The organism is Pseudomonas sp. LH1G9, from assembly GCF_002949975.1.
GTDB classification, from domain to species: domain Bacteria; phylum Pseudomonadota; class Gammaproteobacteria; order Pseudomonadales; family Pseudomonadaceae; genus Aquipseudomonas; species Aquipseudomonas veronii.
This window is the reverse complement of the sequence record NZ_CP026880.1, coordinates 4,078,957-4,104,530: the sequence shown is the minus strand read 5'-3', so window position 1 is coordinate 4,104,530 and position 25,574 is coordinate 4,078,957. Positions and strand designations below refer to the sequence as shown.

At 62.3% G+C, this 25,574-nt stretch carries 22 protein-coding genes; 12 read left to right on the top strand and 10 right to left on the bottom strand.

The features are described from left to right. Window positions 1-57 precede the first annotated feature (57 nt). From C5F70_RS18945 to C5F70_RS18925, 4 genes are all read right to left on the bottom strand, one after another. Window positions 58-2,904 (bottom strand): valine--tRNA ligase, encoded by a 2,847-nt coding sequence (locus C5F70_RS18945; protein WP_104903858.1) that lies wholly within the window; start codon window positions 2,902-2,904, stop codon window positions 58-60. 174 nt (window positions 2,905-3,078) lie between these two features. Next, entirely contained in the window at window positions 3,079-3,483 is a 405-nt protein-coding gene (locus tag C5F70_RS18935; protein WP_017844537.1) for a hypothetical protein, read from the bottom strand. Between the two features lie 7 nt (window positions 3,484-3,490). After that, window positions 3,491-3,919, bottom strand: coding sequence for a DNA polymerase III subunit chi (locus C5F70_RS18930; RefSeq protein ID WP_017844538.1), 429 nt, complete (start codon window positions 3,917-3,919; stop codon window positions 3,491-3,493). A gap of 52 nt (window positions 3,920-3,971) precedes the next feature. After that, a complete protein-coding gene (locus C5F70_RS18925; RefSeq protein WP_017844539.1) occupies window positions 3,972-5,462 on the bottom strand; it encodes a leucyl aminopeptidase in 1,491 nt (496 codons plus the stop codon). 286 nt (window positions 5,463-5,748) lie between these two features. Between C5F70_RS18925 and lptF the strand changes: the two genes are divergently transcribed. From lptF to tadA, 10 genes are all read left to right on the top strand, one after another. Further along, window positions 5,749-6,867, top strand: a complete 1,119-nt coding sequence (lptF, locus tag C5F70_RS18920; RefSeq protein WP_017844540.1) for an LPS export ABC transporter permease LptF — start codon at window positions 5,749-5,751, stop codon at window positions 6,865-6,867. Beyond that, window positions 6,860-7,939, top strand: a complete 1,080-nt coding sequence (lptG, locus tag C5F70_RS18915) for an LPS export ABC transporter permease LptG (protein ID WP_017844541.1) — start codon at window positions 6,860-6,862, stop codon at window positions 7,937-7,939. Before lptF ends, lptG begins: the two co-directional genes overlap by 8 nt. A 151-nt stretch (window positions 7,940-8,090) precedes the next feature. Further along, window positions 8,091-9,890: a translation elongation factor 4 gene (gene lepA, locus C5F70_RS18910; protein ID WP_017844542.1), complete on the top strand. Its 1,800-nt coding sequence runs from the start codon at window positions 8,091-8,093 to the stop codon at window positions 9,888-9,890. Between the two features lie 5 nt (window positions 9,891-9,895). Continuing rightward, window positions 9,896-10,750, top strand: a complete 855-nt coding sequence (gene lepB, locus C5F70_RS18905) for a signal peptidase I (RefSeq protein WP_102617532.1) — start codon at window positions 9,896-9,898, stop codon at window positions 10,748-10,750. A gap of 147 nt (window positions 10,751-10,897) precedes the next feature. Continuing rightward, complete coding sequence (rnc, locus tag C5F70_RS18900; protein WP_026139742.1) at window positions 10,898-11,587, top strand: ribonuclease III; 690 nt, start codon at window positions 10,898-10,900, stop codon at window positions 11,585-11,587. After that, entirely contained in the window at window positions 11,580-12,482 is a 903-nt protein-coding gene (era, locus tag C5F70_RS18895; protein WP_003210432.1) for a GTPase Era, read from the top strand. Before rnc ends, era begins: the two co-directional genes overlap by 8 nt. 156 nt (window positions 12,483-12,638) lie before the next feature. Then, window positions 12,639-13,328, top strand: a complete 690-nt coding sequence (gene recO, locus C5F70_RS18890) for a DNA repair protein RecO (RefSeq protein WP_017844545.1) — start codon at window positions 12,639-12,641, stop codon at window positions 13,326-13,328. Between the two features lie 52 nt (window positions 13,329-13,380). Next, window positions 13,381-14,124: a pyridoxine 5'-phosphate synthase gene (pdxJ, locus tag C5F70_RS18885; RefSeq protein ID WP_017844546.1), complete on the top strand. Its 744-nt coding sequence runs from the start codon at window positions 13,381-13,383 to the stop codon at window positions 14,122-14,124. 236 nt (window positions 14,125-14,360) lie between these two features. Next, a complete protein-coding gene (locus C5F70_RS18880; protein WP_102617542.1) occupies window positions 14,361-15,743 on the top strand; it encodes a multicopper oxidase family protein in 1,383 nt (460 codons plus the stop codon). Then, window positions 15,743-16,240 carry a tRNA adenosine(34) deaminase TadA gene (gene tadA, locus C5F70_RS18875; RefSeq protein ID WP_046488595.1) on the top strand — a complete coding sequence of 166 codons (498 nt, stop codon included), beginning with the start codon at window positions 15,743-15,745 and terminating at the stop codon, window positions 16,238-16,240. Before C5F70_RS18880 ends, tadA begins: the two co-directional genes overlap by 1 nt. 140 nt (window positions 16,241-16,380) lie before the next feature. On the opposite strand, the gene cmoB is transcribed toward tadA, so the two are convergent. The 6 genes from cmoB to C5F70_RS18845 all read right to left on the bottom strand — a co-directional run bounded on the left by cmoB (window position 16,381) and on the right by C5F70_RS18845 (window position 22,917). Next, window positions 16,381-17,337: a tRNA 5-methoxyuridine(34)/uridine 5-oxyacetic acid(34) synthase CmoB gene (cmoB, locus tag C5F70_RS18870; RefSeq protein ID WP_046488593.1), complete on the bottom strand. Its 957-nt coding sequence runs from the start codon at window positions 17,335-17,337 to the stop codon at window positions 16,381-16,383. Beyond that, complete coding sequence (gene cmoA, locus C5F70_RS18865; protein WP_017844550.1) at window positions 17,334-18,077, bottom strand: carboxy-S-adenosyl-L-methionine synthase CmoA; 744 nt, start codon at window positions 18,075-18,077, stop codon at window positions 17,334-17,336. The genes cmoB and cmoA overlap by 4 nt, the downstream gene beginning before the upstream one ends. A gap of 36 nt (window positions 18,078-18,113) precedes the next feature. Continuing rightward, window positions 18,114-18,770: a lysoplasmalogenase gene (locus C5F70_RS18860; protein WP_017844551.1), complete on the bottom strand. Its 657-nt coding sequence runs from the start codon at window positions 18,768-18,770 to the stop codon at window positions 18,114-18,116. 1 nt (window position 18,771) lies between these two features. Beyond that, window positions 18,772-19,161, bottom strand: coding sequence for a protease inhibitor I42 family protein (locus C5F70_RS18855; RefSeq protein ID WP_017844552.1), 390 nt, complete (start codon window positions 19,159-19,161; stop codon window positions 18,772-18,774). A 191-nt stretch (window positions 19,162-19,352) separates the two neighbouring features. Continuing rightward, window positions 19,353-21,773 (bottom strand): endopeptidase La, encoded by a 2,421-nt coding sequence (gene lon / locus C5F70_RS18850; protein ID WP_079442920.1) that lies wholly within the window; start codon window positions 21,771-21,773, stop codon window positions 19,353-19,355. Window positions 21,774-21,927: 154 nt separating this feature from the next. Further along, complete coding sequence (locus C5F70_RS18845) at window positions 21,928-22,917, bottom strand: GntR family transcriptional regulator (protein ID WP_104903856.1); 990 nt, start codon at window positions 22,915-22,917, stop codon at window positions 21,928-21,930. Between the two features lie 350 nt (window positions 22,918-23,267). Here C5F70_RS18845 and C5F70_RS18840 point away from each other — a divergent pair, with 350 nt between their 5' ends. Both C5F70_RS18840 and C5F70_RS18835 read left to right on the top strand, forming a co-directional pair. Next, window positions 23,268-24,599, top strand: coding sequence for an amidase (locus C5F70_RS18840; protein ID WP_104903855.1), 1,332 nt, complete (start codon window positions 23,268-23,270; stop codon window positions 24,597-24,599). Window positions 24,600-24,611: 12 nt separating this feature from the next. Then, window positions 24,612-25,490: a polysaccharide deacetylase gene (locus C5F70_RS18835; RefSeq protein ID WP_104903854.1), complete on the top strand. Its 879-nt coding sequence runs from the start codon at window positions 24,612-24,614 to the stop codon at window positions 25,488-25,490. Window positions 25,491-25,574 lie beyond the last annotated feature (84 nt).

Genomic DNA, 25,574 nt, shown 5'->3' with positions numbered 1-25,574 from the left:
GGGTTTGCAAAGGAAAAAAAAGAGACCCGCAGGTCTCTTTTTTCACACGGCTAGCCCTTACAGGCTGGAAATCCGCGCATGTTGCTCCGCCAGCTTGCCCAGGGCCTGTTCGGCCTCGGCCAGTTTGGCGCGTTCTTTGTCGATTACTTCAGCCGGTGCCTTGTCGACGAATGCCGCGTTGGACAGCTTGCCGCCGACCCGCTGCACTTCGCCTTGCAGGCGTGCAATTTCCTTGTCGAGACGGGCCAGTTCTGCGCCTTTGTCGATCAGGCCGGCCATCGGCACCAGCACTTCCATGTCGCCGACCAGTGCGGTCGCCGACAGTGGCGCTTCGGCGTCATCCGCCAATACGGTGATCGATTCGAGCTTGGCCAGCTTCTTGAGCAGCGCATCGTTCTCGCTGAGACGACGCTGGTCTTCGGCGCTGGCGTTCTTCACGAACACCGCTAGTGGCTTGCCCGGGCCGATGTTCATCTCGGCGCGGATGTTGCGCGTGCCGAGCATCAGGGTCTTGAGCCATTCGATATCGCTTTCGGCAGCCTCATCGATGCGGGCTTCGTTGGCCACTGGCCAAGGTTGCAGCATGATGGTCTTGCCTTGGATACCGGCCAGCGGCGCGAGGCGCTGCCAGATTTCTTCGGTGATGAACGGCATGAATGGGTGCGCCAGGCGCAGTGCCACTTCGAGGACGCGCACCAGGGTGCGACGGGTGCCGCGCTGACGTTCGATCGGCGCGTTCTCGTCCCACAGCACCGGCTTGGACAGTTCCAGGTACCAGTCGCAATACTGGTTCCAGATGAACTCGTACAAGGCCTGTGCAGCCAGGTCGAAACGGAACTGGTCGAGTTGGCGGGTCACTTCGGCTTCGGTACGCTGCAGTTGCGAGATGATCCAGCGGTCGGCCAGGCTCAGTTCGACTTCTTCGCCGTTCTGCCCGCAGTCTTCGCCTTTATCCAGGACGTAGCGCGCCGCGTTCCAGATCTTGTTGCAGAAGTTGCGATAGCCTTCGACGCGGCCCATGTCGAACTTGATGTCGCGACCGGTGGACGCCAGCGAGCAGAAGGTGAAGCGCAGGGCGTCGGTGCCGTAGCTGGCGATGCCGTCGGCGAACTCGTCGCGGGTCTGCTTCTCGATCTTCTTCGCCAGTTTCGGCTGCATCAGGCCCGAGGTGCGTTTCTGCACCAGGGTTTCCAGGTCGATGCCGTCGATGATGTCCAGCGGGTCCAGAACGTTGCCCTTGGACTTGGACATCTTCTGGCCCTGGCCATCACGCACCAGGCCATGGACGTACACGGTCTTGAACGGTACTTGCGGCGTGCCGTCTTCGTTCTTCACCAGGTGCATGGTCAGCATGATCATCCGGGCAACCCAGAAGAAAATGATGTCGAAGCCGGTGACCAGCACGTCGGTGGAGTGGAATGTCTTCAGGAACTCGGTCTGCTGCGGCCAACCCAGGGTAGAGAAGGTCCACAGGCCCGAGCTGAACCAGGTGTCCAGTACGTCATTGTCCTGCTGCAGCGCTACGTCCGGGCCGAGGTTGTGCTTGGCGCGCACTTCGGCTTCGTCGCGGCCGACATAGACCTTGCCCGACTCGTCGTACCAGGCCGGAATGCGGTGGCCCCACCACAGCTGACGGCTGATGCACCAGTCCTGGATGTCGCGCATCCACGAGAAGTACATGTTTTCATACTGTTTAGGCACGAACTGGATGCGGCCATCTTCCACGGCTGCAATCGCAGGCTCGGCCAGCGGCTTGGTAGACACGTACCACTGGTCGGTCAGCCACGGTTCGATGATGGTGCCGGAGCGGTCGCCCTTCGGCACTTTCAGGTTGTGGTCGTCGACGCTGACCAGCAGGCCGGCGGCGTCGAAGGCGGCAACGATCTGCTTGCGTGCTTCGAAACGGTCGAGGCCGACGTATTCGGCCGGGATCTTGCCGTCGATGCTCTCGTTCAGCGTGCCGTCCAGATTGAAGACCTGGCAGGCCGGCAACACGGCGGCATTCTTGTCGAAGATGTTCAGCAGCGGCAGGTTGTGGCGCTTGCCGACTTCGTAGTCGTTGAAATCGTGGGCCGGGGTGATTTTCACGCAGCCGGTGCCGAATTCGGGGTCGCAGTAGTCGTCGGCGATGATCGGGATGCGGCGGCCGACAAGCGGCAGCTCGACGAACTTGCCGATCAGGGCCTGGTAGCGCTCATCGTTCGGGTTCACGGCCACGGCGGCATCGCCGAGCATGGTTTCCGGACGGGTGGTGGCGACGATCAGGTAGTCGTGGCCTTCAGCGGTCTTGGCGCCGTCAGCCAGCGGGTACTTGAGGTTCCACAGGAAGCCTTTCTCGTCGTGGTTTTCCACTTCGAGGTCGGAAATCGCCGTGTGCAGCTTGGTGTCCCAATTGACCAGGCGCTTGCCGCGGTAGATCAGGCCGTCTTCATGCAGGCGCACGAAGGCTTCTTTCACGGCTTCCGACAGGCCGTCGTCCATGGTGAAGCGCTCGCGGCTCCAGTCGACGGACGAACCCAGGCGACGGATCTGACGGCTGATGTTGCCGCCGGACTGATCCTTCCATTCCCAGACTTTCTCCAGGAATTTCTCGCGGCCCAGGTCGTGACGGCTCTGGCCGGTGGCTTCGAGTTGGCGCTCCACCAGCATCTGCGTGGCGATACCGGCGTGGTCGGTGCCCGGTTGCCACAGGGTGTTGCGGCCCTGCATGCGGCGGAAACGGATCAACGCATCCATGATCGCATTGTTGAAGCCATGGCCCATGTGCAGGCTGCCAGTGACGTTCGGTGGCGGAATCATAATGGTGTAGGAATCGCCCGCGCCTTGCGGAGCGAAATAATTCTCGGACTCCCAGGTCTGGTACCAGGAAGTTTCAATAGCGTGCGGCTGGTAGGTCTTATCCATGCGCGGCGGGACCCTAGTTGGCATTAATTCAGGAAAGCCGGCAAGTATAACGGGGGATAGGGGCGAGGGGTAGGAGCGAGCTTGCTCGCGAAAACCTGAAGGGCCGCGCGTTCATTCAGGATGTCCGCGCCATCATTGACGATTTTCGCGAGCAAGCTCGCTCCTACAGGGGCGCTAATTCTGGTATTGGCTGAGCAACCGTTCCATCCGCGCATCCATCCGGCGCTTGATCTCGGTTTCGATATGCGGGGCGAAGTCGTCGATCACGTCTTGCATGATCAGTTGCGCGGCGGCGCGCAGTTCGTTGTCCAGGTGCAGCAGCAAGGCATCCGGGGTTTTTTCGGCAGGCGCGGCAGCGGGTGCCGCTTCGACAACCGGTGGGGCCGGCGCAGGTTGCGGTTCGAGCGGTTCAACCGGCTTGGCGCCGACCATGTCGAACAACAAGGGGATCTGCACGTCGCCATTGACGGTTTCTGTCAATAACGGCGGTTGAAGGTTGTCATCACCCAGCAACTGACGGATCGACTCCAGGTCGTCCAACAGGTGGCCGTCTTTTTTTATCGTGTTCGGGGTGTCCATCATGCACTCAAAGTCGTTGTAGCCGGTGATCCTGCAAAGGATAGCCCTGTTCGCGATAGAAACGGAAACTCTCCCGCGCGGCCTGACGAATAGCCGGATCTTCCACCACCACTTCCGCCACACGGGCGAACGCCTTGGCAAAGGCCGGGACTTTCAGGTCGAGGTTGACCAGCAGGTCATGGTGATCGCCGCAGCTGTCGCCCACGCCCAGGACCACCTGGCCGTCGGGTTCAGCTTCTGCGGGGCCGTGGGGCACGAAACTTTCGCCCTTGAAGCGCCACAGGCGTGCGTCGAGCTCGTCGCGTTGGGCGGCATCGCTGCAATGCAGGTAGATGCGGTGGCCCATGCGCCAGGCTTTTTCGGTGAGTTTGCAGGCAAAGTCCAGGCGCGCGAGCGGATCGGCGCTGGGCAGTATATAGAAGTCAACTTGGGTCATTGCGGTTCCTGGAGCCCGAGGCGGCGGTAACGCCGCCCCGGAGTCACGGTTTTCAGGCCTTGGCGCGATCCAGCAGGTACTGGGTCAGCAGAGGCACCGGACGGCCGGTAGCGCCCTTGTCCTTGCCGCCGCTGGTCCAGGCGGTGCCGGCGATGTCCAGGTGCGCCCAGTTGAAGTTCTTGGCGAACCGCGACAGGAAGCAGGCTGCAGTGATGGTGCCGGCTTTCGGGCCGCCGATGTTGGCGATGTCGGCGAATGGGCTGTCCAGCTGTTCCTGGTACTCATCGAACAGCGGCAGTTGCCAGGCGCGGTCGTCGGCGGCCTTGCCGGCGCTGAGCAGTTGCTCGATCAACTCGTCGTTGTTGCCCAGCAGGCCCGAAGTGTGGGAGCCGAGGGCGACGATGCAGGCACCGGTCAGGGTGGCGATGTCGATCACCGCCTGTGGCTTGAAGCGTTCGGCGTAGGTCAGCGCATCGCACAGCACCAGGCGGCCTTCGGCGTCGGTGTTGAGGATTTCGACGGTCTGGCCGCTCAGGGTGGTGACGATATCGCCCGGACGGGCCGCGCCGCCGCTCGGCATGTTCTCGGCGCAGGCCAGGATGCACACCAGATTGATCGGCAGCTTGAGCTCCAGCACCGCGCGCAGGGTGCCGAACACGCTGGCGGCGCCGCCCATGTCGTACTTCATCTCATCCATGCCCAGGCCCGGCTTGAGGCTGATGCCGCCGGTGTCGAAGGTGATGCCTTTACCGACCAGGGCGTAAGGCTTCTCGGCCTTCTTGCCGCCGTTGTATTGCATCACGATCAGGCGTGGCGGCTGGTCGCTGCCCTGGCCGACCGCATAGAACGAGCCCATGCCCAGTTCCTTGATCTTCTTCTCATCCAGCACTTCGACTTTCAGGCTTTTGAATTCCTTGCCCAGCGCCTTGGCCTGCTCGCCCAGGTAGGTCGGGTGGCAGATGTTCGGCGGCAGGTTGCCGAGGTCGCGGGTGAACGACATGCCGGCGGCGATGGCCTGGGCGTGGCTCACGGCGCGTTCGACTTCGGCCTGGGCGGCCTTGATGGTCAGCAGGGTGACTTTCTTCAAAGCACGCGGTTCGGCTTTCTGGCTCTTGAACTGGTCGAAGATGTAGCCGCCGTCGAGCAGGCTTTCGGCCAGCAGGCGGGTCTTGCCGTAGCTGTCACGGCCCTTGACCACGATTTCATCGAGTGCCAGCGTCGCGTCGCTGCCGCCCAGGCCCTTGAGGGTGGTGAGAATGCCGCTGATGATCTTGCGGAACGGGCGGTCGCCGAGTTCGGCGTCCTTGCCCACGCCCACCAGCAATACGCGCTCGGCCTTCAGGTTCGGCAGGCTTTGCAGCAGCAGGCTCTGGCCGACCTTGCCGGCCAGGTCGCCGCGCTTGAGGACCGCGCTGATGGCGCCGCCGCTCAGTTCGTCGAGTTGTTTGGCCGCAACGCCGAGCTTGCGGCCTTCGCCGACAGCGACCACGAGGGTGGCGGTTTTCAACGTTTCGGGGCTAACGCTTTTTACAACCAATTCCATGTTCGGGTCCCTTATAAAGGTCTGTGAGCCTGGAGTCTGTGTGCTCCGGCTTTTAAAGCCTGGCAGCCGTGTAAACCGCCAGCGACAAAGGCCGCAGTTTGAACCTCGGCGGCGGAGCCTGACAACCCTTGCCGCAGGCTTTGTGTACGCGCATGAGTAAGCTCCGTGACAGGCGCGGTCAATCACAGGATAATGCGCAATCTTTTTAGCCGGCCTGTTTAAACGGGCCGACTCGTTATGCTTGCTTGTTTGGCCGCCTTAGCCTGACAACCCTGGAGTGTCTGGTTTGATTGTCTTCCGTTATCTGTCCCGCGAAGTCCTGTTGACCCTGAGTGCCGTGAGCGCGGTATTGCTGGTCATCATCATGAGTGGTCGTTTCGTCAAATACCTGGCCCAGGCTGCTTCCGGTGCTCTGGACCCCGGCTCACTGTTCCTGATCATGGGCTTTCGTCTGCCGGGCTTTTTGCAACTGATCCTGCCGTTGGGCCTGTTCCTCGGGATTCTGCTGGCCTATGGCCGGCTGTACCTTGAAAGCGAAATGACCGTGCTCTCGGCCACCGGCATGAGCCAGCAACGCCTGCTGGGCATGACCATGATCCCGGCCGCCGGCGTGGCGCTGATCGTCGCCTGGCTGAGCCTGAGCCTGGCCCCCCAGGGCGCCATGCAGTTCGAACTGGTGCTGAACAAACAGGACGCCATGACCGAGTTCGACACCCTCGAACCGGGCCGCTTCCAGGCACTCAGTGACGGTACACGGGTGACCTACACCGAAACCCTCACTGACGACCGCGCCAACCTCGGCGGGGTGTTCATCTCCGAGAAACGCCTGGGGCAGGACAAGAAAGACCGTGGCATCTCCGTCCTGGTCGCCGATTCCGGGCGCCAGGAAGTGCGCCCCGACGGCAGCCGATATCTGATCCTGGAAAACGGCTATCGCTATGACGGCAGCCCCGGCCAGGCCGATTACCGCGCCATCAAGTACGACACCTATGGCGTGATGCTCGCCCGCCCGGACATCAGCAACGAGGTCACCGACCGCGATGCGATCCCGACCCAGGCGCTGTTGGGCAGCACGGAGTTGCGCTCCATCGCCGAGCTGCAATGGCGTATTTCCCTGCCGTTGCTGGTGTTCATCGTGACCCTGATGGCCGTGCCGTTGTCCCGCGTCAACCCGCGCCAGGGCCGCTTCCTCAAGCTGCTGCCGGCGATCCTGCTGTACATGGCCTACCTGACCATCCTGATCTCCGCCCGTGGCTCCCTGGAAAAGGGCAAGCTGTCACCGACGCTGGGCCTGTGGTGGGTACACGGGGTCTTCCTGATGATCGGCCTCGGGCTGCTCTACTGGGAACCTATCCGTCTGAAAATGAAGAGCCGTCGTGGCCAGAAGGAGTTGGCTCGTGGCTAAGCTCGATCGCTACATTGGTAGCAGCGTACTGATCGCCATCCTGGCGGTGTTGGGCATCATTCTCGGGTTGGCGTCGTTGTTCGCCTTTATCGATGAAGTGGGTAACGTCACCGACACGTATACCGTGTGGGACGTGCTGAGCTACGTGGCATTGACCGCGCCGCGTCGTCTCTACGACATGATGCCGATGGCTGCGCTGATCGGCTGCCTGATCGGCCTCGGCAGCCTGGCCAGCAACAGCGAGCTGACGATCATGCGTGCGGCCGGGGTTTCCATCGGCCGTATCGTCTGGGCCGTCATGAAACCGATGCTGTTGCTGATGGCGTGCAGCGTGCTGATCGGCGAGTACGTGGCGCCACCGTCCGAAGCCACTGCCCAGGCCAATCGTGCCCTGGCCCAGGGTTCGGGCGATGCGCAAAGCGCCAGGCACGGCCTGTGGCACCGTCAGGGTGATGAATTCATCCACATCAACGCCGTGCAGCCCGACGGCCTGCTGATTGGTGTGACGCGCTACACGTTCGACAAAGAACGCCACATGTTGTCCTCCAGTTTCGCCAAGCGCGCCCAATACAGCGCCGAGCAATGGCAACTGACCGACGTCACCACCACCTACTTCCGCAATGTCGGCCAGGGCACCAAGGCCAGCACCGAAGTGATCAATGTGCCGACCGAGCAATGGGACATCGCCCTGAAGCCGGAACTGCTCAATACGGTAGTGATGATCCCGGAAAGCCTGCCGATCTCCGGGCTGTGGAGCTATATCCACTACCTCAAGGACCAGGGACTGAGCAACGGTCGCTACTGGCTGGCGTTCTGGGTCAAGGTGCTGCAGCCGGTGGTCACCGCCGCGCTGGTGCTGATGGCGATCTCGTTTATCTTCGGCCCGTTGCGCTCCGTGACCCTCGGTCAGCGGGTCTTTACCGGCGTGCTGGTGGGCTTTGCCTTCCGTATTGCCCAGGATTTGCTTGGCCCGTCGAGCCTGGTGTTCGGCTTCTCGCCGCTGTTTGCGGTGCTGGTGCCGACCGCGATCTGCGCCCTGGCCGGGTTCTGGCTGCTGCGCCGCGCCGGGTGAGCCTGCGCTTATGAGCAAAAAATGCCCCGTTCGAGAGATCGGGGCATTTTTGTTCTGGTCAGCAAAGATGACGTCCTGCCCGAGCATCAGGTACAATTCCCGGCTATTTTTCAGCGGGCAGTCTGCCTGCAGCCTTTTTGAGTGTTGATCCGTGAGTGATTTGAGTCATATCCGCAATTTCTCCATCATCGCCCACATTGACCATGGCAAGTCGACGCTGGCCGATCGATTCATCCAGATGTGCGGCGGCCTTGCCGAGCGTGAAATGGAAGCCCAGGTACTGGACTCCATGGACCTCGAGCGCGAGCGCGGGATCACCATCAAGGCCCACAGCGTGACTCTGTACTACACCGCCAAAGACGGTATCAAGTACCAGCTGAACTTCATCGACACCCCCGGCCACGTCGACTTCACCTATGAAGTCAGCCGTTCCCTGGCGGCCTGCGAAGGCGCGCTGCTGGTGGTGGACGCGGGGCAGGGCGTCGAAGCCCAGTCCGTGGCCAACTGCTACACCGCCATCGAGCAAGGCCTGGAAGTCATGCCGGTGCTGAACAAGATCGACCTGCCGCAGGCCGATCCGGACCGCGTGAAGGAAGAAATCGAAAAAATCATCGGCATTGACGCCACCGACGCCGTCGAGTGCAGCGCCAAGACCGGCCTGGGCGTCGACGAAGTGCTCGAGCGCCTGGTCAAGACCATCCCCGCGCCTACCGGCAACATCGAAGATCCGCTGCAGGCGTTGATCATCGACTCCTGGTTCGACAACTACCTGGGGGTTGTCTCCCTGGTGCGCGTGCGCCATGGCCGTGTGAAGAAAGGCGACAAGATTCTGGTCAAATCCACCGGCAAGATCCACCTGGTGGACAGCGTCGGTGTGTTCAACCCGAAACATACCGCCACCGTTGATCTGAAAGCCGGTGAAGTCGGCTTCATCATCGCCGGCATCAAGGACATCCACGGCGCGCCGGTGGGTGACACCCTGACCTTGAGCAGCACCCCTGACGTCGACGTGCTGCCGGGCTTCAAACGCATCCAGCCGCAGGTCTACGCCGGCCTGTTCCCGGTCAGCTCCGACGACTTCGAAGACTTCCGCGAAGCCCTGCAGAAGCTGACCCTCAACGACTCGTCGTTGCAGTACACCCCGGAAAGCTCCGACGCCCTGGGCTTCGGCTTCCGTTGCGGCTTCCTCGGCATGCTGCACATGGAGATCATCCAGGAGCGCCTTGAGCGCGAATACGACCTGGACCTGATCACCACCGCGCCAACCGTTATTTTTGAGCTGTTGCTGAAAAACGGTGAAACGATTTACGTCGACAACCCGTCCAAGCTCCCGGACCTGTCTTCCATCGAAGACATGCGTGAGCCGATCGTGCGCGCCAATATTCTTGTGCCGCAGGAGCACCTGGGCAACGTCATTACCCTGTGTATCGAGAAGCGCGGCATCCAGCACGACATGCTGTTCCTCGGAACCCAGGTACAAGTGACCTACGATTTGCCGATGAACGAAGTGGTCCTGGACTTCTTCGACCGTCTCAAATCCACCAGTCGCGGCTATGCTTCGCTGGATTACCATTTCGATCGTTACCAATCGGCTAATCTGGTGAAACTGGATGTGTTGATCAACGGCGACAAGGTCGATGCCCTGGCACTGATCGTGCACAAGGACAACGCGCACTACAAAGGTCGACAGTTGACCGAGAAGATGAAAGAACTGATTCCGCGCCAGATGTTCGACGTCGCGATCCAGGCCGCCATCGGCGGGCAGATCATTGCGCGGACTTCCGTCAAGGCACTCAGAAAGAACGTACTGGCCAAATGCTACGGTGGCGACGTCAGCCGTAAGCGCAAGCTGCTTGAGAAGCAAAAGGCCGGTAAAAAACGCATGAAGCAAGTGGGCAACGTGGAAATTCCACAAGAAGCCTTCCTTGCGGTGCTCAGGTTGGATAGTTAGGTCCTATGTCGCTAAATTTCCCGCTGTTGCTGGTCATCGCCGTTGCCGTTTGCGGACTCCTGGCGTTGCTCGATCTGGTGTTCTTCGCCCCGCGTCGGCGGGCGGCTATCGCGTCCTATCAGGGCAGCGTCAGCCAGCCCGATGTCGTGGTGATCGAGAAGCTGAACAAAGAGCCTTTGCTGGTTGAATACGGCAAATCGTTCTTTCCGGTGCTGTTCATCGTGCTGGTACTGCGTTCGTTCCTGGTGGAGCCGTTCCAGATTCCGTCGGGGTCGATGAAACCGACCCTGGACGTGGGCGACTTCATCCTGGTGAACAAGTTTTCCTACGGGATCCGCTTGCCGGTGATCGACAAGAAAGTCATCGAGATCGGTGACCCGCAGCGCGGCGATGTGATGGTGTTCCGCTACCCGAGCGATCCGAACGTCAACTACATCAAGCGTGTGGTCGGCCTGCCGGGTGACGTGATTCGCTACACCAGCGACAAGCGCCTGTTCATCAACGGTGAGTCGGTGGCCGAGAAGCTGCTGGGCACCGAGCCGAACACCCTGGGCAGCGCCGAGCTGTATCAGGAAAAACTCGGTGCGGTGGAGCACGAAATCCGCAAGGAAATGAGCCGCTACCGCGCAATGCCCGATGGCGAATGGAAAGTGCCGGCCGGGCACTATTTCATGATGGGCGACAACCGCGACAACTCCAACGACAGCCGCTATTGGGATGACCCCACCATTCCCAAGGAACTGCTGGGCATGGTTCCCGACCAGAATATCGTCGGCAAGGCCTTCGCGGTCTGGATGAGCTGGCCGGAACCCAAGCTCAGCCACCTGCCGAACTTCTCGCGGGTCGGGCTGATCAAGTAATACAGACGGCGCTGTGATCACAGCGCCGAATGCTTTTCTGGGGCTGGGACAATTTCCGGCCTCATGCAGCACCAATCAGGATTTGAATTTGAACACTGCGTCAATCGTCGATGGCCGCCGGTGCCACCAAACAGATATGGGTAAACCGTGAGCGTTTCTCTAAGCCGTCTCGAGCACCTGCTCGGCTACACCTTCAAGGACCAGGAACTGATGGTCCTTGCCCTCACACACCGCAGTTTTGCTGGGCGTAACAACGAACGCCTGGAATTCCTCGGTGACGCCATCCTCAATTTCGTTGCCGGTGAAGCGCTCTTCGAACGCTTCCCGCAAGCCCGTGAAGGTCAGTTGTCGCGCTTGCGTGCGCGGCTGGTGAAGGGCGAGACCCTGGCCGTGCTGGCCCGTGGTTTTGGCCTGGGCGAGTACCTGCGCCTGGGCTCCGGTGAGTTGAAAAGCGGCGGTTTCCGTCGCGAGTCGATCCTGGCCGACGCCCTTGAAGCGCTGATCGGCGCCATCTATCTGGATGCGGGCATGGAAGCGGCCAAGGCGCGCGTCACCGCCTGGCTGACGTCCGAGATCGAAACCCTGACCCTGGTCGACACCAACAAAGATCCCAAGACCCGCCTGCAGGAATTCCTGCAGTCCCGCGGGTGCGAACTGCCACGCTACGAAGTGGTGGATATCCAGGGTGAGCCCCATTGCCGCGTCTTTTTCGTGGAATGTGAAATCACCTTATTGAATGAAAAAAGCCGAGGTCAGGGTGTGAGCCGTCGTATTGCCGAACAGGTAGCGGCCGCTGCAGCACTGATTGCCCTGGGCGTGGAGAATGGCCATGACTGATTCAACCGCAACACGCTGTGGCTATGTCGCCATCGTCGGCCGTCCCAACGTGGGCAAGTCCACGCTGCTCAACCACATCCTCGGCCAGAAGCTTGCGATCACCTCACGCAAGCCGCAGACCACCCGCCACAACATGCTGGGCATCAAGACCGAAGGCGCCGTACAAGCGGTCTACGTCGACACCCCGGGCATGCACAAAGGCGGCGAGAAAGCCCTGAACCGCTACATGAACAAGACCGCCTCGGCCGCGTTGAAAGACGTCGACGTGGTGATCTTCGTGGTCGACCGCACCAAGTGGACCGACGAAGACCAGATGGTTCTCGAACGTGTGCAATATGTCACCGGCCCGTTGATCGTCGCGCTGAACAAGACCGACCGCATCGAAGACAAAGCCGAGCTGATGCCGCACCTGAGCTGGCTGCAGGAACAACTGCCGAATGCCCAGATCATGCCGATCTCGGCCCAGCACGGGCACAACCTCGAAGCCCTGGAGCGCGTGATCGCCGGCTACCTGCCGGAGAACGAGCACTTCTTCCCGGAAGACCAGATCACCGACCGCAGCAGCCGTTTCCTCGCCGCCGAACTGGTACGCGAGAAAATCATGCGCCAGATGGGCGCCGAGCTGCCGTACCAGATCACCGTCGAAATCGAAGAGTTCAAGCAGCAGGGCAAAACCCTGCATATCCATGCGCTGATCCTCGTCGAACGTGACGGCCAGAAGAAAATCATCATTGGCGACAAGGGCGAGCGCATCAAGCGCATCGGCACCGAAGCGCGCAAGGACATGGAATTGCTGTTCGATTCCAAGATCATGCTGAACCTGTGGGTGAAGGTGAAGGGTGGCTGGTCCGATGATGAGCGCGCATTGCGCTCCCTGGGTTACGGCGACCTGTAAGAACACCGCAGGGCAAAAAATGTGGGAGGGGGCTTGCCCCCGATAGCAGAGTGTCAGTCACTAAATATTTTGACTGAGCCACCGCCATCGGGGGCAAGCCCCCTCCCACATTAGGTTTGTGTCGTTTTCACTAGTGCATTCCAGCAACGAGAACCCATGTCCTCAACCCCGCCTCCCAGCCAGCCCGCTTACGTGCTGCACAGCCGCGCCTACCGCGAGACCAGCGCCTTGGTGGACTTCCTCACGCCCCAAGGTCGCCTGCGTGCGGTGTTGCGCAGTGCGCGGGGCAAGGCGGGCACTTTGGCGCGGCCATTCGTGGCGCTGGACGTGGAGTTTCGTGGCAAGGGCGAGCTGAAAAACGTCGGCCGCCTGGAAAGCGTCGGCAACTCTGCCTGGCTCAATGGCGAAGCGCTGTTCAGTGGCCTCTATCTCAATGAATTGCTGATCCGCCTGCTGCCGGCCGAAGACCCGCACCCGGCGGTCTTCGATCACTATGCCGCGACGCTGCTGGCCCTGGCCGAAGGCCGCCCGCTGGAGCCGCTGTTGCGCGCGTTCGAATGGCGCCTGCTCGACGACCTCGGCTATGGCTTCGAACTGAGTAACGACCTGCATGGCGAACCCATTGCCGCCGACGGCATGTATCGTCTGCAGGTCGACGCCGGCCTGGAGCGTGTGTACCTGCTGCAACCCGGCCTGTTCCAGGGCACCGAGCTGCTGGCCATGAGCGAGGCCGACTGGAGCGCCCCCGGCGCCTTGTCCGCCGCCAAGCGCCTGATGCGCCAGGCCCTGGCCGTGCATCTGGGCGGGCGGCCGCTGGTCAGTCGCGAGTTGTTTCGAAAGCCCTGACAACCCCGTGTATGCTGTGCAGCGTTTCTTTCCCCTTTTCAGGAGCGCTTCCGTGACCACCAGCAATCGCATTCTTCTCGGCGTCAATATCGACCACGTCGCCACGCTGCGCCAGGCCCGGGGCACCCGTTACCCAGACCCGGTCAAAGCCGCGCTGGATGCCGAAGAAGCGGGCGCCGACGGCATCACCGTACACCTGCGCGAAGACCGCCGTCACATCCAGGAGCGCGACGTGCTGCTGCTCAAGGACGTGCTGCAAACCCGCATGAACTTCGAAATGGGCGTCACCGAAGAAATGATGGCGTTCGCCGAGCGCATCCGTCCGGCGCATATCTGCCTGGTGCCGGAGACCCGTCAGGAGCTGACCACCGAAGGCGGCCTCGACGTGGCCGGCCAGGAAGCGCGGATCAAGGCTGCGGTGGAGCGTCTGTCGCAGATCGGCAGCGAAGTCTCGCTGTTCATCGACGCCGACGAGCGCCAGATCGAAGCCGCGCACCGGGTCGGCGCGCCGGCCATCGAATTGCACACCGGGCGTTATGCCGATGCGACCACGCCGAGCGAAGTCGCCGCCGAGTTGCAGCGCATTATCGACGGCGTGGCCCAAGGTCTGCGTGAAGGCCTGATCGTCAACGCCGGCCATGGCCTGCATTACCACAACGTCGAAGCCGTGGCGGCGATCAAGGGCATCAACGAGCTGAACATCGGCCACGCGCTGGTGGCGCATGCGCTGTTCGTCGGTTTCAAAGGTGCGGTCGCCGAGATGAAGGCCCTGATCCTGGCCGCTGCCAAACACTAAAAGCAATGAAGATCCAATGTGGGAGGGGCTTGCCCCCGATAGCGATGTGTCAGTCAACTCATCTACAGCTGACCCACCGCAATCGGGAGCAAGTCGAATCGTCGCACCGCCCCTCCCACATCAGTCCTCGGTGTTTTTGGCATGCGGCAATGCGAAGTCTTACTGTTTAGCCGTCGCAGGTGTATCGTATCTGCCCTTTGCAGGCCCCCGGCCGGCAGCAGATACGTGAGGTTGTTGTGTCCCGATCCTTTTCCCGTCGACAAATCCTGGGTGGTCTTGCCGGCCTGGCCGTAGTGGGCGTCGGTGCCGGTGGCGGCTACCGCTACTGGCTGGGGAAAGTCGCCGAGGCCGAGGCGGGACATGACTACGAACTGATCGCCGCGCCCCTCGATGTGGAACTGGTGCCGGGGCACAAGACCCAAGCCTGGGCGTTCGGCCCGTCGGCCCCCGGCACCGAGCTGCGCGTGCGCCAGGGCGAATGGCTGCGGGTGCGTTTCATCAACCACCTGCCGGTCGCCACCACCATCCATTGGCATGGCATCCGCCTGCCGCTGGAAATGGACGGCGTGCCCTACGTCTCGCAATTGCCGGTGTTGCCCGGCGAATACTTCGACTACAAGTTCCGCGTGCCCGACGCCGGCAGTTACTGGTATCACCCCCATGTGAACAGCAGCGAAGAACTCGGCCGTGGCCTGGTCGGCCCGCTGATCGTGGAAGAGCGCGAACCCACCGGTTTCAAGCACGAACGTACCCTCAGCCTGAAAAGCTGGCACGTCGACGAAGAGGGCGCCTTTGTCGCCTTCAGCGTGCCCCGTGAAGCGGCGCGTGGCGGTACGGCCGGGCGCCTGTCGACCATCAATGGCGTGGCCCAGGCGGTGATCGATTTGCCGGCCGGGCAGATCACCCGCGTGCGGTTGCTCAACCTCGACAACACGCTGACCTATCGCCTCAATATTCCCGACGCCGACGCGCAGATCTATGCGCTGGACGGCAACCCCATCGAGCCGCGCCCCTTGGGCAAGGAATACTGGCTCGGCCCGGGCATGCGCCTCTGCCTAGCGATCAAGGCACCGCCGGCGGGCGAAGAATTGTCGATCCGCAACGGCCCGGTGCGCCTGGGCACGTTCCGTTCGGTGGCCAACGCCGACGCGCCGAGCGCATGGCCGCCGGCGCTGCCCGCCAATCCGATCAGCGAGCCGGACCTGGCCAACGCCGAGAAACTCAACTTCAATTTCGAATGGGTCGGTTCGGTGTCGGTCAACGTCGACAACGGCAAACCGCCGAGCCTGTGGCAGATCAACGGCCAGGCCTGGGACATCACCGACAAGGCCTGCGCCGACCGCCCGATTGCCAGGCTGGAGAAGGGCAAAAGCTACATTTTCGAACTGAAAAACATGACCCAATACCAGCACCCGATCCACCTGCACGGCATGAGCTTCAAGGTGATCGCTTCGAACCGCCACACGGTGATTCCGTACTTCACCGACACCTACCTGCTGGGCAAGAACGAACGTGCCCGCGTCGCGCTGGTGGCGGATAACCCGGGCGTGTGGATGTTCCACTGCCATGTGATCGACCACATGGAAACCGGCCTGATGGCCGCCATCGAGGTAGCGTGATGCGCCAGTTTCGCCCCACGGCGATCATCGACCGCAGCCGCGACCAGGACTTCATGCGCGAAGCCCTGGCCCTGGCGGCACAGGGCGCGGCGTTGGGCGAAGTGCCGGTGGGCGCGGTGCTGGTGCAGGACGGTGTGATCATCGGCCGTGGCTTCAATTGCCCGATCAGCGGCAACGACCCCAGCGCCCACGCCGAAATGGTCGCCATCCGCGCCGCCGCCCAGGCGCTGAGCAACTATCGCCTGCCCGGCAGCACGCTGTATGTGACGCTGGAACCGTGCAGCATGTGCGCCGGCCTGATCGTGCATTCGCGCATTGCGCGGGTGGTCTACGGCGCACTGGAGCCGAAGGCGGGGATTGTGCAAAGCCAGGGGCAGTTTTTTACCCAGGGCTTTCTCAACCATCGGGTGCTGTTTGAAGGCGGGGTACTGGCCGAGGAATGCGGGGCGGTGTTGAGCGAGTTCTTCAAGGCCCGCCGGGCCAAACCAGCCCTCTAAAGAACACTGATGAACAAATGTGGGAGGGGGCTTGCCCCCGATAGCAGTGTGTCAGTCAGCTTATCTATAGCTGACCCACCGCCATCGGGGGCAAGCCCCCTCCCACATTCTAGATCTCCATTTTTTCATGGGGATCGGGGTTACTTTTTGGCGATGATCACCGCCCGCATCGGCGCCGGCAGCCCTTCAATCGTCTTGCTATGGTCTTCCGGGTCGAGGAAGTCACTCAGCGACTGATACTTCATCCACTCAGTCCCGCGCTGTTCTTCAACCGTGGTCACACTCACATCCACACAGCGCACCTCACTGAACCCGGCCCGGCGCAGCCACAGCATCAACGCCGGCACCGATGGCAGGAACCACACGTTGCGCATCTGCGCGTAGCGGTCTTCCGGCACCAGCACCTGTTGCTGATCGCCTTCGATCACCAGCGTTTCCAGCACCAGTTCACCGCCTTTGACCAGGCAGTCTTTCAGCGCCAGCAAATGCTCGATCGGTGAGCGACGGTGGTAGAACACGCCCATGGAAAACACAGTGTCGAAGCCTTCCAGGTTCGCCGGCAAGTCCTCGAACGGGAACGGCAGGTGCCAGGCGTTCGGCGCCGACAGGTAACGTTGCACCGCCTGGAACTGGCAGAAGAACAGCCAGTTCGGGTCCACGCCGATCACACTGTCGGCACCGGCGCCGAGCATGCGCCACATGTAATACCCATTGCCGCAGCCTACATCGAGAATGCGCTTGCCCTTCAGGTCCAGGTGCGGCGCGACCCGCGACCACTTCCAGTCCGAACGCCATTCGGTGTCCACATGCACGCCGAACAAGTGGAACGGGCCCTTGCGCCACGGGCACAGGCCCATCAATGCGCTGTGCATCTGCGCGCGCGTGGCGTCGTCGCAATCGCTGTCGAGGGTCAGGCCATTGAGCAAATCAACTTCGCTGGGCTGGATCTTCGGCAATGCATCCAGCGCGCTCTGCCAGCGCTCCAGGTCGCCATGCCCCTTTTCCATCTTGCTATCGAGTTGCGCTTGCAGGCCCTGGGCCCACACGGCCAGGGGAGTGCCGACCAGATGGCGGGCGAGGGGGGACAGATCAATCATGGCAAGGCAATCAACGAGGCAAAGTTAAGACACTGGAACCACGGCACGACTTTCGAGAACCCGGCTGCCAGCAGGCGTTCGCGGTGTTCTTCGAGGCTGTCGGGCTTCATGACGTTTTCGATGGCGCTGCGCTTCTGGGCGATTTCCAGCTCGCTGTAGCCGTTGGCGCGTTTGAACGCGATGTGCAGGTCGGTGAGCAGCGCGTGTTCTTCAAGGTCATTGAAGCGCAGCTTTTCCGAGAGGATCAGCGCACCGCCGGGCAACAACGCCTGGCGGATGCGCCCGAGCAACGCCAGGCGCTGATCGGGGGCGATGAATTGCAGGGTGAAGTTCAGCGCCACCACCGAGGCCGGCTGGAACTGCAGCGCGAGGATATCGCCCTCGATCACCTGGACCGGCAGCAACTCCTGGAACATCGAGTCCTGGCCATTGAGGTACTCGCGGCAGCGCTCGACCATCGCCGTCGAGTTATCCACCGCGATGACGTGGCAGCCGTCGGTACGCACGTGGCGGCGCAACGCCTGGGTGACCGCGCCGAGGGAGGACCCCAGGTCGTACAGCACACTGTTGGGCTGGGCGAACTGCGCGGCGAGCACGCCGAGGTTTTCGACGATGGTCGGATAACCGGGCACCGAGCGCTTGATCATGTCCGGGAACACCCGCACCACGTCTTCGTTAAAGGCGAAGTCCGGCACCTGGGGCAGGGGCTGGGCGAATAGGCGATCGGGTTCTTTGCTCACGGTTGTTCCGGCGACGAGGGGGGAAAGGCGGGCATTTTAGCCAAGTTGCTCCTTGGATGCGCGGGTTGTCTGATGGAACGCCGAGGCGGTGATGCCCCACTGGCCGAGCCAGTAAGTGGCGATCAGCAGATACGGCGCCGCGTCGAAGCTCAGCACAAAGCGATTGATACCGATCAGCGTGTCGGAAACCACAAACGATACGGCCCCCGCCGCCGCCAGTAGCGCCGAACGCTTGGGCACCGCGCTGCCCAGTCGCGCCAGCGCCCGCCAGAGCATCGCGCTGATCACCAAGGCGTAGACCACCACTGGCATCAGCAAGTCGCCAAGGCCATGGGCGATCAGGATGCTCAGCAGCATCGCGCCGACGCCCAGCGCCAGCACCAACGGCAGCCACGCCAAGCGTCGGCAGTCGCTGAAATAGGCTTTGAGGTACGCCAGGTGCGCGCACAGAAACGCGCCCAGGCCAAAGATAAACAAGTCGCCCGGCCACGCCAGCAACACATCGCCGACCAGGGAGAAAATCAGCCCCAGGCTGATCCAGCGTCGATAGTCGCTCGGCGGCGCGTCATGCAGCCAGCCCAGCAGCGCCAGCACCGGCAACGGTTTGACCAGCAGGCACAGTAACGCCGCGTGGACGGTCAGGCCGTAGATAAAGGTGCCGGCGCCCATCAACGCAAGAATCAGCCATGGCATATCAGTTCACCGTGATGGCGCAGTCGAAGGTCTCGGCCGGTTCGGCTTCCGGTTCCCAGGGTTGCTGGGAGGTCAGGCGCAAACGGCCCTGGCCGGCCGCAAAGGCCTGGAAGCGCCAGGTGGACTGGCCGCCGCCGCCGATCACGCCGGATTCCGTGCTGCTGTAGACCTCGGGCCCCAGGGCGCGCAGCACGCCGCCGGCGGAATCCTGGATGGCCCAGCGGTAGCCGGTGGTGGGGTTACTTGGCAGGGTCAGGATCAGGTTTTGTCCGTTTTTGAGCTGGAGCGGGCAGGCGCTCTGTTTTTCCACGCTGACGTTTTGCTGCGGGGCACTGGCGCACGCAGCCAGCAGGGCAAGGCTCAAGGGGAGAAGCAGGCGGGCAGCGGTCATGAAGACTCCGTTGATGTGCGACGAAGGACGAGCATAACCGAAGATGCGACAGGGTGTGACAAGAGGGCGGCAACGGACGCCATCGCGCGCAAGCCCGCTCCCACATCTTGGCCGCCTTCCAAAGGATGTACTCGGTCAAGTGTGGGAGCGGGCTTGCGCGCGATGACGCCCGCCCAAGCGCTAAAGGACGATCAGAACAGCACCTTGGCCACGTCCGCAAAGCGCTTGGCGAAGTGGACGGTCATTCCTTCCTTCAGATACTCCGGCAATTCCTCAAAGCTGCCGCGATTCGGCTCCGGCAAGATCAGCTCGTGAATCTTCTGGCGCCGCGCCGCGATCACCTTCTCACGCACCCCGCCAATCGGCAGGACATGCCCGGTCAGCGTCAGCTCGCCGGTCATGGCCACGCCTTTCTTCGGTGGCTGGTTGCGCGCCAGCGACAACAGCGCACTGGCCATGGTCACGCCAGCGCTGGGGCCGTCCTTCGGTGTGGCGCCTTCGGGGACGTGCAGGTGGACGAAGGCTTCATCGAAGAACTTCGGATCACCGCCAAACGATTTCAGGTTGGAGCTGACGTAGCTGTAGGCGATTTCAGCGGATTCTTTCATCACCTCACCCAACTGCCCGGTGAGCTTGAAGCCGCGGTTGAGCGTGTGGATGCGGGTCGCCTCGATCGGCAGGGTCGCGCCGCCCATGCTGGTCCAGGCCAGGCCGGTGATCACGCCGACGCCGGACAGCACTTGTTCGTTGCGGAACACCGGGATGCCCAGGGAGCTTTCCAGGTCCTTGGTGCCGATCTTGATCACCGCCTCCGGCTCATCCAGCAGCTTGACCACCGCCTTGCGTACCAGCTTGCCCAGTTGTTTCTCCAACTGGCGCACCCCGGCTTCGCGGGCGTAGCCGTCGATCAATGCGCGCAGGGCGCCGTCGCTGATGGTCAGGCTGTTTTTCGACACGCCGGCTTTTTCCAACTGCTTAGGCCACAGGTGGCGCTTGGCGATGGCGACTTTCTCTTCGGTGATATAGCCCGACAGGCGAATCACTTCCATGCGGTCCAGCAGGGGGCCGGGGATCGAGTCGAGGGTGTTGGCGGTACACACGAACAGCACTTTCGACAGGTCCAGGCGCAGGTCCAGGTAGTGGTCGAGGAATTCGACGTTCTGTTCCGGGTCGAGGGTTTCCAGCAGCGCCGAAGCCGGGTCGCCCTGGAAGCTCTGGCCCATCTTGTCGATCTCGTCGAGCATGATCACCGGGTTCATCACTTCCACATCTTTGAGCGCCTGCACCAGCTTGCCGGGCAGGGCGCCGATGTAGGTGCGGCGATGACCCTTGATCTCGGCCTCGTCGCGCATGCCGCCGACGCTGAAGCGATAGAACGGCCGCCCGAGGGATTCGGCAATCGATTTACCCACGCTGGTCTTGCCCACGCCCGGCGGGCCGACCAGCAGCACGATGGAACCGGCGACTTCGCCTTTATAGGCGCCCACCGCGAGGAATTCGAGGATACGACTCTTGATGTCGTCCAGCCCGGCATGGTGTTTGTCCAGGACCTTGCGCGCATGTTTCAGGTCGAGCTTGTCCTTGCCGTACACGCCCCACGGCACCGAGGTTGCCCAGTCCAGGTAGTTGCGCGTCACCGCGTATTCCGGCGAACCGGTTTCGAGGATCGACAGTTTGTTCAGTTCTTCATCAATGCGTTTCTGCGCCTGGGCTGGCAGCACTTTGCCTTCCAGGCGCTGTTCGAACTGTTCGACGTCGGCGCTGCGGTCGTCCTTGGTCAGGCCCAACTCCTGCTGGATGACCTTGAGCTGTTCCTTGAGGAAGAATTCGCGCTGGTGCTCGCCGATCTTGCGGTTCACCTCGGCGGAGAGTTCTTTTTGCAGGCGCGCGACTTCGACTTCCTTGCGCAGCATCGGCAGGACTTTTTCCATGCGTTTGAGCATGGGCACGCAGTCCAGCACTTCCTGCAACTCATTGCCGGTGGCGGAGGTGAGGGCGGCGGCGAAGTCGGTCAGCGGCGACGGGTCGTTGGGGCTGAAGCGGTTGAGGTAGTTCTTCAACTCTTCGCTGTACAGCGGGTTGAGCGGCAGCAGTTCCTTGATCGCATTGATCAGCGCCATGCCGTAGGCCTTGACCTCATCGGTCGGCTCGGTCGGCTGGTGCGGGTATTCGACTTCCACCAGGTACGGTGGGCGATGGTGCTTGAGCCAGGTGCGAATCCGCACGCGGGTCAGGCCCTGGGCGACGAATTGCAGTTTGCCGTTTTCGCGGCTGGCGTGGTGGACCTTGACCAGGGTGCCGTACAGCGGCAGCGCGGAGGTGTCGAAATGCCGCGGGTCTTCGGGCGGCGTGTCCATGAAGAACAGGGCCAGGGAGTGATGGTCGGATTTGCTCACCAACTCCAGGGTTTCGGCCCACGGCTCTTCATTGACGATCACCGGCAATACTTGCGCCGGGAAGAACGGTCGATTGTGAATCGGGATGATGTAGACCTTGTCCGGCAGGTTCTGCCCAGGCAGGGCCAGGCCGGTATTGGACGAGTGAACCTCGGCGTTTTCAGGGTCGGCGTATTCGTTGGCGTCGTAATCGGGGGTATCTTGCTGGTCGCTCATGGGGCACCTGCATCAGGAAGTATGCAAGTTAGATGGGGCGGGCCAGCGGCGGTTTCAATGGCGGGGGCTAGATAGCAACATATTGCATGAAATTACTGCAGAGACCCGGTCAAGGTGGGAGGGGGCTTGCTCCCACAAGGTTAACCGCATGCCGTCAGCTGATTTTGTGCAGGTAGGCGGGCAGGGGCTGTTCCGGCAACACCGACAACACCTTCAACCGCTGCAACATCCGCTGCCGCGCCCGTTGCAGGTGCTCGCGCAGGTTCAACGCCGCCGCATCGAACGCGCCGTGCAGCAACAATTCAAGGATCAAGCGGTGTTCGGCGAGCATCGCCGGGTCGGCGCCGATCCCCAGCAAGCGATAGAAAATCCGACTGATGATCATCGGGCTCTGGCCCTGGCGGATCAGCGCGGCGATCTTGCGGTTCTGCAGGCCGGCCAGGCAGCGTTGGTGCAAGTCTTCTTCGATCTGCTCGATGGCTTCCAGGCTGCATTGCGGGCTGTCCTGGGCGTCGAGCACGCGTTGCAACATGGCTTCGAGCAGCGCGCGGTCAAGGTTCGGCGCGCTCTGGCGCAGCGCTTCAGGCTCCAGGCAGGCGCGCAGTTCGTAGTCTTCGGTGACTTCCCGCGCCGTCAACGGCCCGGCCAGCCATTGGGAATAGGGTTCTTTTTCCACCAGGCCACGGTCGCGCAGGCGCATCAGCGCTTCACGCACCACCGCGCGGCTGACGCCAAAGTGGTCGGCGGCGGCTTGCTCATCCAGGCGATAATGGCCAAAGGCTATGCAGGTGGACAGCGCCGCGCCGATTTCCTCGACGATCCGCTCGCCCAACGGCCGTGTATCCACCAACTCGTCCTCGTCGTTCAGGCCCAGGTGCGCAGCGCTCAGCGGCAGGCGCAGCGGTTCCATGGCCACGCCCTCGGGGTTGATCAGGTAACCGCGCCCGTTGAAACGGCAGATCAACCCTTCGGCATGCAGCAGGTCCAGCGCCTTGCGCACCGGCACGCGGCTGGTGCCGAACAATTCGGCCAGCGGCGCTTCGAGCAGGACCAAGCCGTGGCGGGCGGTGCCGTTGACGATCGCGTCACGCAAAAGCTGGTGAATCATCGCGTAACGGGAGGCCGAGGCGGACACTGCTTTCATCGTGTTCTCTGAGGTAAAGAGGTCTGGTGTATGTAGGACGAAGCCGGGGATTCTCTCATAGATGCGCCTGTCACTCCGCGCCACATCGGTGGCACTTTTTTGGGGCCTTGAATCTAGGACTGTTACTTTTCTGCACTAAAATGTACTTATTAATAAAAGATACATTATTGGTTTGGGCGTGCGTTGCAGAGTCCGCGCCAGGTTTTTTTGCTTCCTACAAAACCATCTAGCCCGGCGCTCTGGTCGATAAAGCGCAATCGCCGGAAAGACCATCGACACAGACTGGCACGAAAGCTGCCTTTATTAAATGTACATTTTATTAATATGTACGTTTTATGAGGGTCAACCTGATGTCAGACGCCACTTCAATGGCCGAGGATTTCGCCAGCGGTCGCAGCGACCCGGTGCAAGCCCTCGAACAGGCGCTCGACCACGCGAGCCGCGCGGCCGCGGTGTTTATCACCCTGACCACCGACCGCGCCCGCCGCGAAGCCGAAGCCGCCGCCGCCCGGTGGCGCGCCAGCCAGCCCTTGAGTGTGTTCGACGGCGTGCCCCTGGCCTGGAAAGACCTATTCGACGTGGCCGGCAGCATCACCACCGCTGGCGCCGCCTACCGCCGCGACGCGCCCGCCGCCTTGCTCGATGCGCCGAGCGTGGGCCTGTTGTGCCGCGCCGGGATGGTCAGCGTGGGCAAGACCAACCTCAGCGAGCTGGCCTATTCCGGCCTTGGCCTGAACCCGCATTTCGGCACGCCGCACAACCCCCATGGGCGCGACCAGCCGCGGATTCCCGGCGGTTCGTCGTCCGGTTCGGCGGTGGCCGTCGCCGCTGGCATCGTGCCCATCGCCATGGGCACCGACACCGCTGGTTCGATCCGCATCCCCGCCGCCTTCAACGGCCTGGTCGGTTACCGCAGCAGCAGTCGGCGCTACAGCCGCGACGGTGTGTTCCCGCTGGCCCGCACCCTCGACAGCCTCGGCCCGCTGACCCGCAGCGTGCGCGATGCGCTGGCCATCGACGACCTGCTCAACGGCCGCCGGCAAACCCACCGCGCCCGCAGCCTCAAGGGCCTGCGCCTGGTGCTTGAGCAACGCCTGCTGGATGACGTGCAACCGGCGGTGCGCAACAACCTGCTGCGCGCCGTCGAGCAACTCAACGCCGCCGGTGCGCTGATCGACGTGCGCCCGTGCGCCACTTTCCAGGCCACCCTGCAACTGATCCAGCAGCAAGGCTGGCTCGGCGCGTTCGAAGCCTTCGCCCTGCACGAAGCGCTGCTCGACAGCCCCGACGCCACCCGGCTCGACCCGCGTGTCCGGCGCCGCCTCGAAGCGGCGCGGTCGCTGCCGGCCAGCCGCCTGCTCCAACTGATCGACGCGCGTCGCCGCCTGCAACAGCAACTGGTCGACGAACTCGACGGCGCCCTGTTGATCACCCCGACCGTTGCCCATGTCGCCCCGGCGCTGGCAGCGCTGGAAGTCGACGACGAACGCTTTGCAAGCACCAACCTCGCCACCCTGCGCCTGACCATGCCCGGCAGTTTGCTCGACATGCCCGGCGTCACCTTGCCCAGCGGCTGCGACGCCCTGGGCTTGCCCACCGGGCTGCTGCTCAGCGCCCCGACGGGGGAAGACGCACGCCTGTTGCGGGCGGCGCTGTCCGTCGAATTCCAACTGACTATCTAAGGAGACACCCCCATGGCTAAAGACATCCTCTGTGCATTCGGCGTCGACGTTGACGCCGTTGCCGGCTGGCTCGGTTCCTACGGCGGCGAAGACTCGCCCGACGACATTTCCCGCGGCCTGTTCGCCGGTGAAATCGGCACGCCGCGCCTGCTCAAACTGTTCGAGCGCTACGGTCTGCGCACCACCTGGTTCATCCCCGGCCACTCGATGGAAACCTTTCCCGCGCAGATGAAGGCGGTGGCCGACGCCGGTCACGAAATCGGCGTACACGGCTACAGCCACGAAAACCCGATCGCGATGACCGCCGAGCAAGAAGCAATCGTGCTCGACAAGTCCATCGAACTGATCACCCAAGTGACGGGCAAACGCCCGACCGGCTACGTCGCACCGTGGTGGGAATTCAGCAAGGTCACCAACGAGCTGCTGCTGAAAAAAGGCATCAAGTACGACCACAGCCTGATGCACAACGACTTCCACCCCTACTACGTGCGCAAGGGCGACAGCTGGACCAAGATCGACTACAGCCAGCACCCCGACACCTGGATGAAACCCCTGGTGCGCGGCGAAGAAACCGACCTGGTGGAGATCCCGGCCAACTGGTACCTCGACGACCTGCCGCCGATGATGTTCATCAAAAAGGCGCCCAACAGCCACGGCTTCGTCAACCCGCGTCACCTCGAAGAAATGTGGCGCGACCAGTTCGACTGGGTCTACCGCGAACACGAACACGCGGTGTTCACCATGACCATCCACCCCGACGTGTCCGGCCGCCCGCAAGTGCTGCTGATGCTCGAACGCTTGATCGAACACATCCAGAGCCATGCCGGCGTGCGCTTCGTCACCTTCGATGAAATCGCCGATGACTTTATCCGTCGGCAACCGCGTACCTGATCCCCACCCCTTGTAGGAGCGAGCTTGCTCGCGAAAAACCGGAGAACGCCGCGTGCATCCAGGATGCCCGCGTCATCGTTGATG

What these genes read in the sequence shown, in the direction of transcription:
- C5F70_RS18945 (WP_104903858.1), bottom strand. Translation starts at nt 2,904, where the DNA reads ATGGATAAGACCTACCAGCCGCACGCTATTGAAACTTCCTGGTACCAG.
- C5F70_RS18935 (WP_017844537.1), bottom strand. Translation starts at nt 3,483, where the DNA reads ATGGACACCCCGAACACGATAAAAAAAGACGGCCACCTGTTGGACGAC.
- C5F70_RS18930 (WP_017844538.1), bottom strand. Translation starts at nt 3,919, where the DNA reads ATGACCCAAGTTGACTTCTATATACTGCCCAGCGCCGATCCGCTCGCG.
- C5F70_RS18925 (WP_017844539.1), bottom strand. Translation starts at nt 5,462, where the DNA reads ATGGAATTGGTTGTAAAAAGCGTTAGCCCCGAAACGTTGAAAACCGCC.
- lepB (WP_102617532.1), top strand. Translation starts at nt 9,896, where the DNA reads ATGTCGCTAAATTTCCCGCTGTTGCTGGTCATCGCCGTTGCCGTTTGC.
- era (WP_003210432.1), top strand. Translation starts at nt 11,580, where the DNA reads ATGACTGATTCAACCGCAACACGCTGTGGCTATGTCGCCATCGTCGGC.
- recO (WP_017844545.1), top strand. Translation starts at nt 12,639, where the DNA reads ATGTCCTCAACCCCGCCTCCCAGCCAGCCCGCTTACGTGCTGCACAGC.
- tadA (WP_046488595.1), top strand. Translation starts at nt 15,743, where the DNA reads ATGCGCCAGTTTCGCCCCACGGCGATCATCGACCGCAGCCGCGACCAG.
- cmoB (WP_046488593.1), bottom strand. Translation starts at nt 17,337, where the DNA reads ATGATTGATCTGTCCCCCCTCGCCCGCCATCTGGTCGGCACTCCCCTG.
- C5F70_RS18860 (WP_017844551.1), bottom strand. Translation starts at nt 18,770, where the DNA reads ATGCCATGGCTGATTCTTGCGTTGATGGGCGCCGGCACCTTTATCTAC.
- C5F70_RS18855 (WP_017844552.1), bottom strand. Translation starts at nt 19,161, where the DNA reads ATGACCGCTGCCCGCCTGCTTCTCCCCTTGAGCCTTGCCCTGCTGGCT.
- lon (WP_079442920.1), bottom strand. Translation starts at nt 21,773, where the DNA reads ATGAGCGACCAGCAAGATACCCCCGATTACGACGCCAACGAATACGCC.
- C5F70_RS18845 (WP_104903856.1), bottom strand. Translation starts at nt 22,917, where the DNA reads ATGAAAGCAGTGTCCGCCTCGGCCTCCCGTTACGCGATGATTCACCAG.
- C5F70_RS18840 (WP_104903855.1), top strand. Translation starts at nt 23,268, where the DNA reads ATGTCAGACGCCACTTCAATGGCCGAGGATTTCGCCAGCGGTCGCAGC.
- C5F70_RS18835 (WP_104903854.1), top strand. Translation starts at nt 24,612, where the DNA reads ATGGCTAAAGACATCCTCTGTGCATTCGGCGTCGACGTTGACGCCGTT.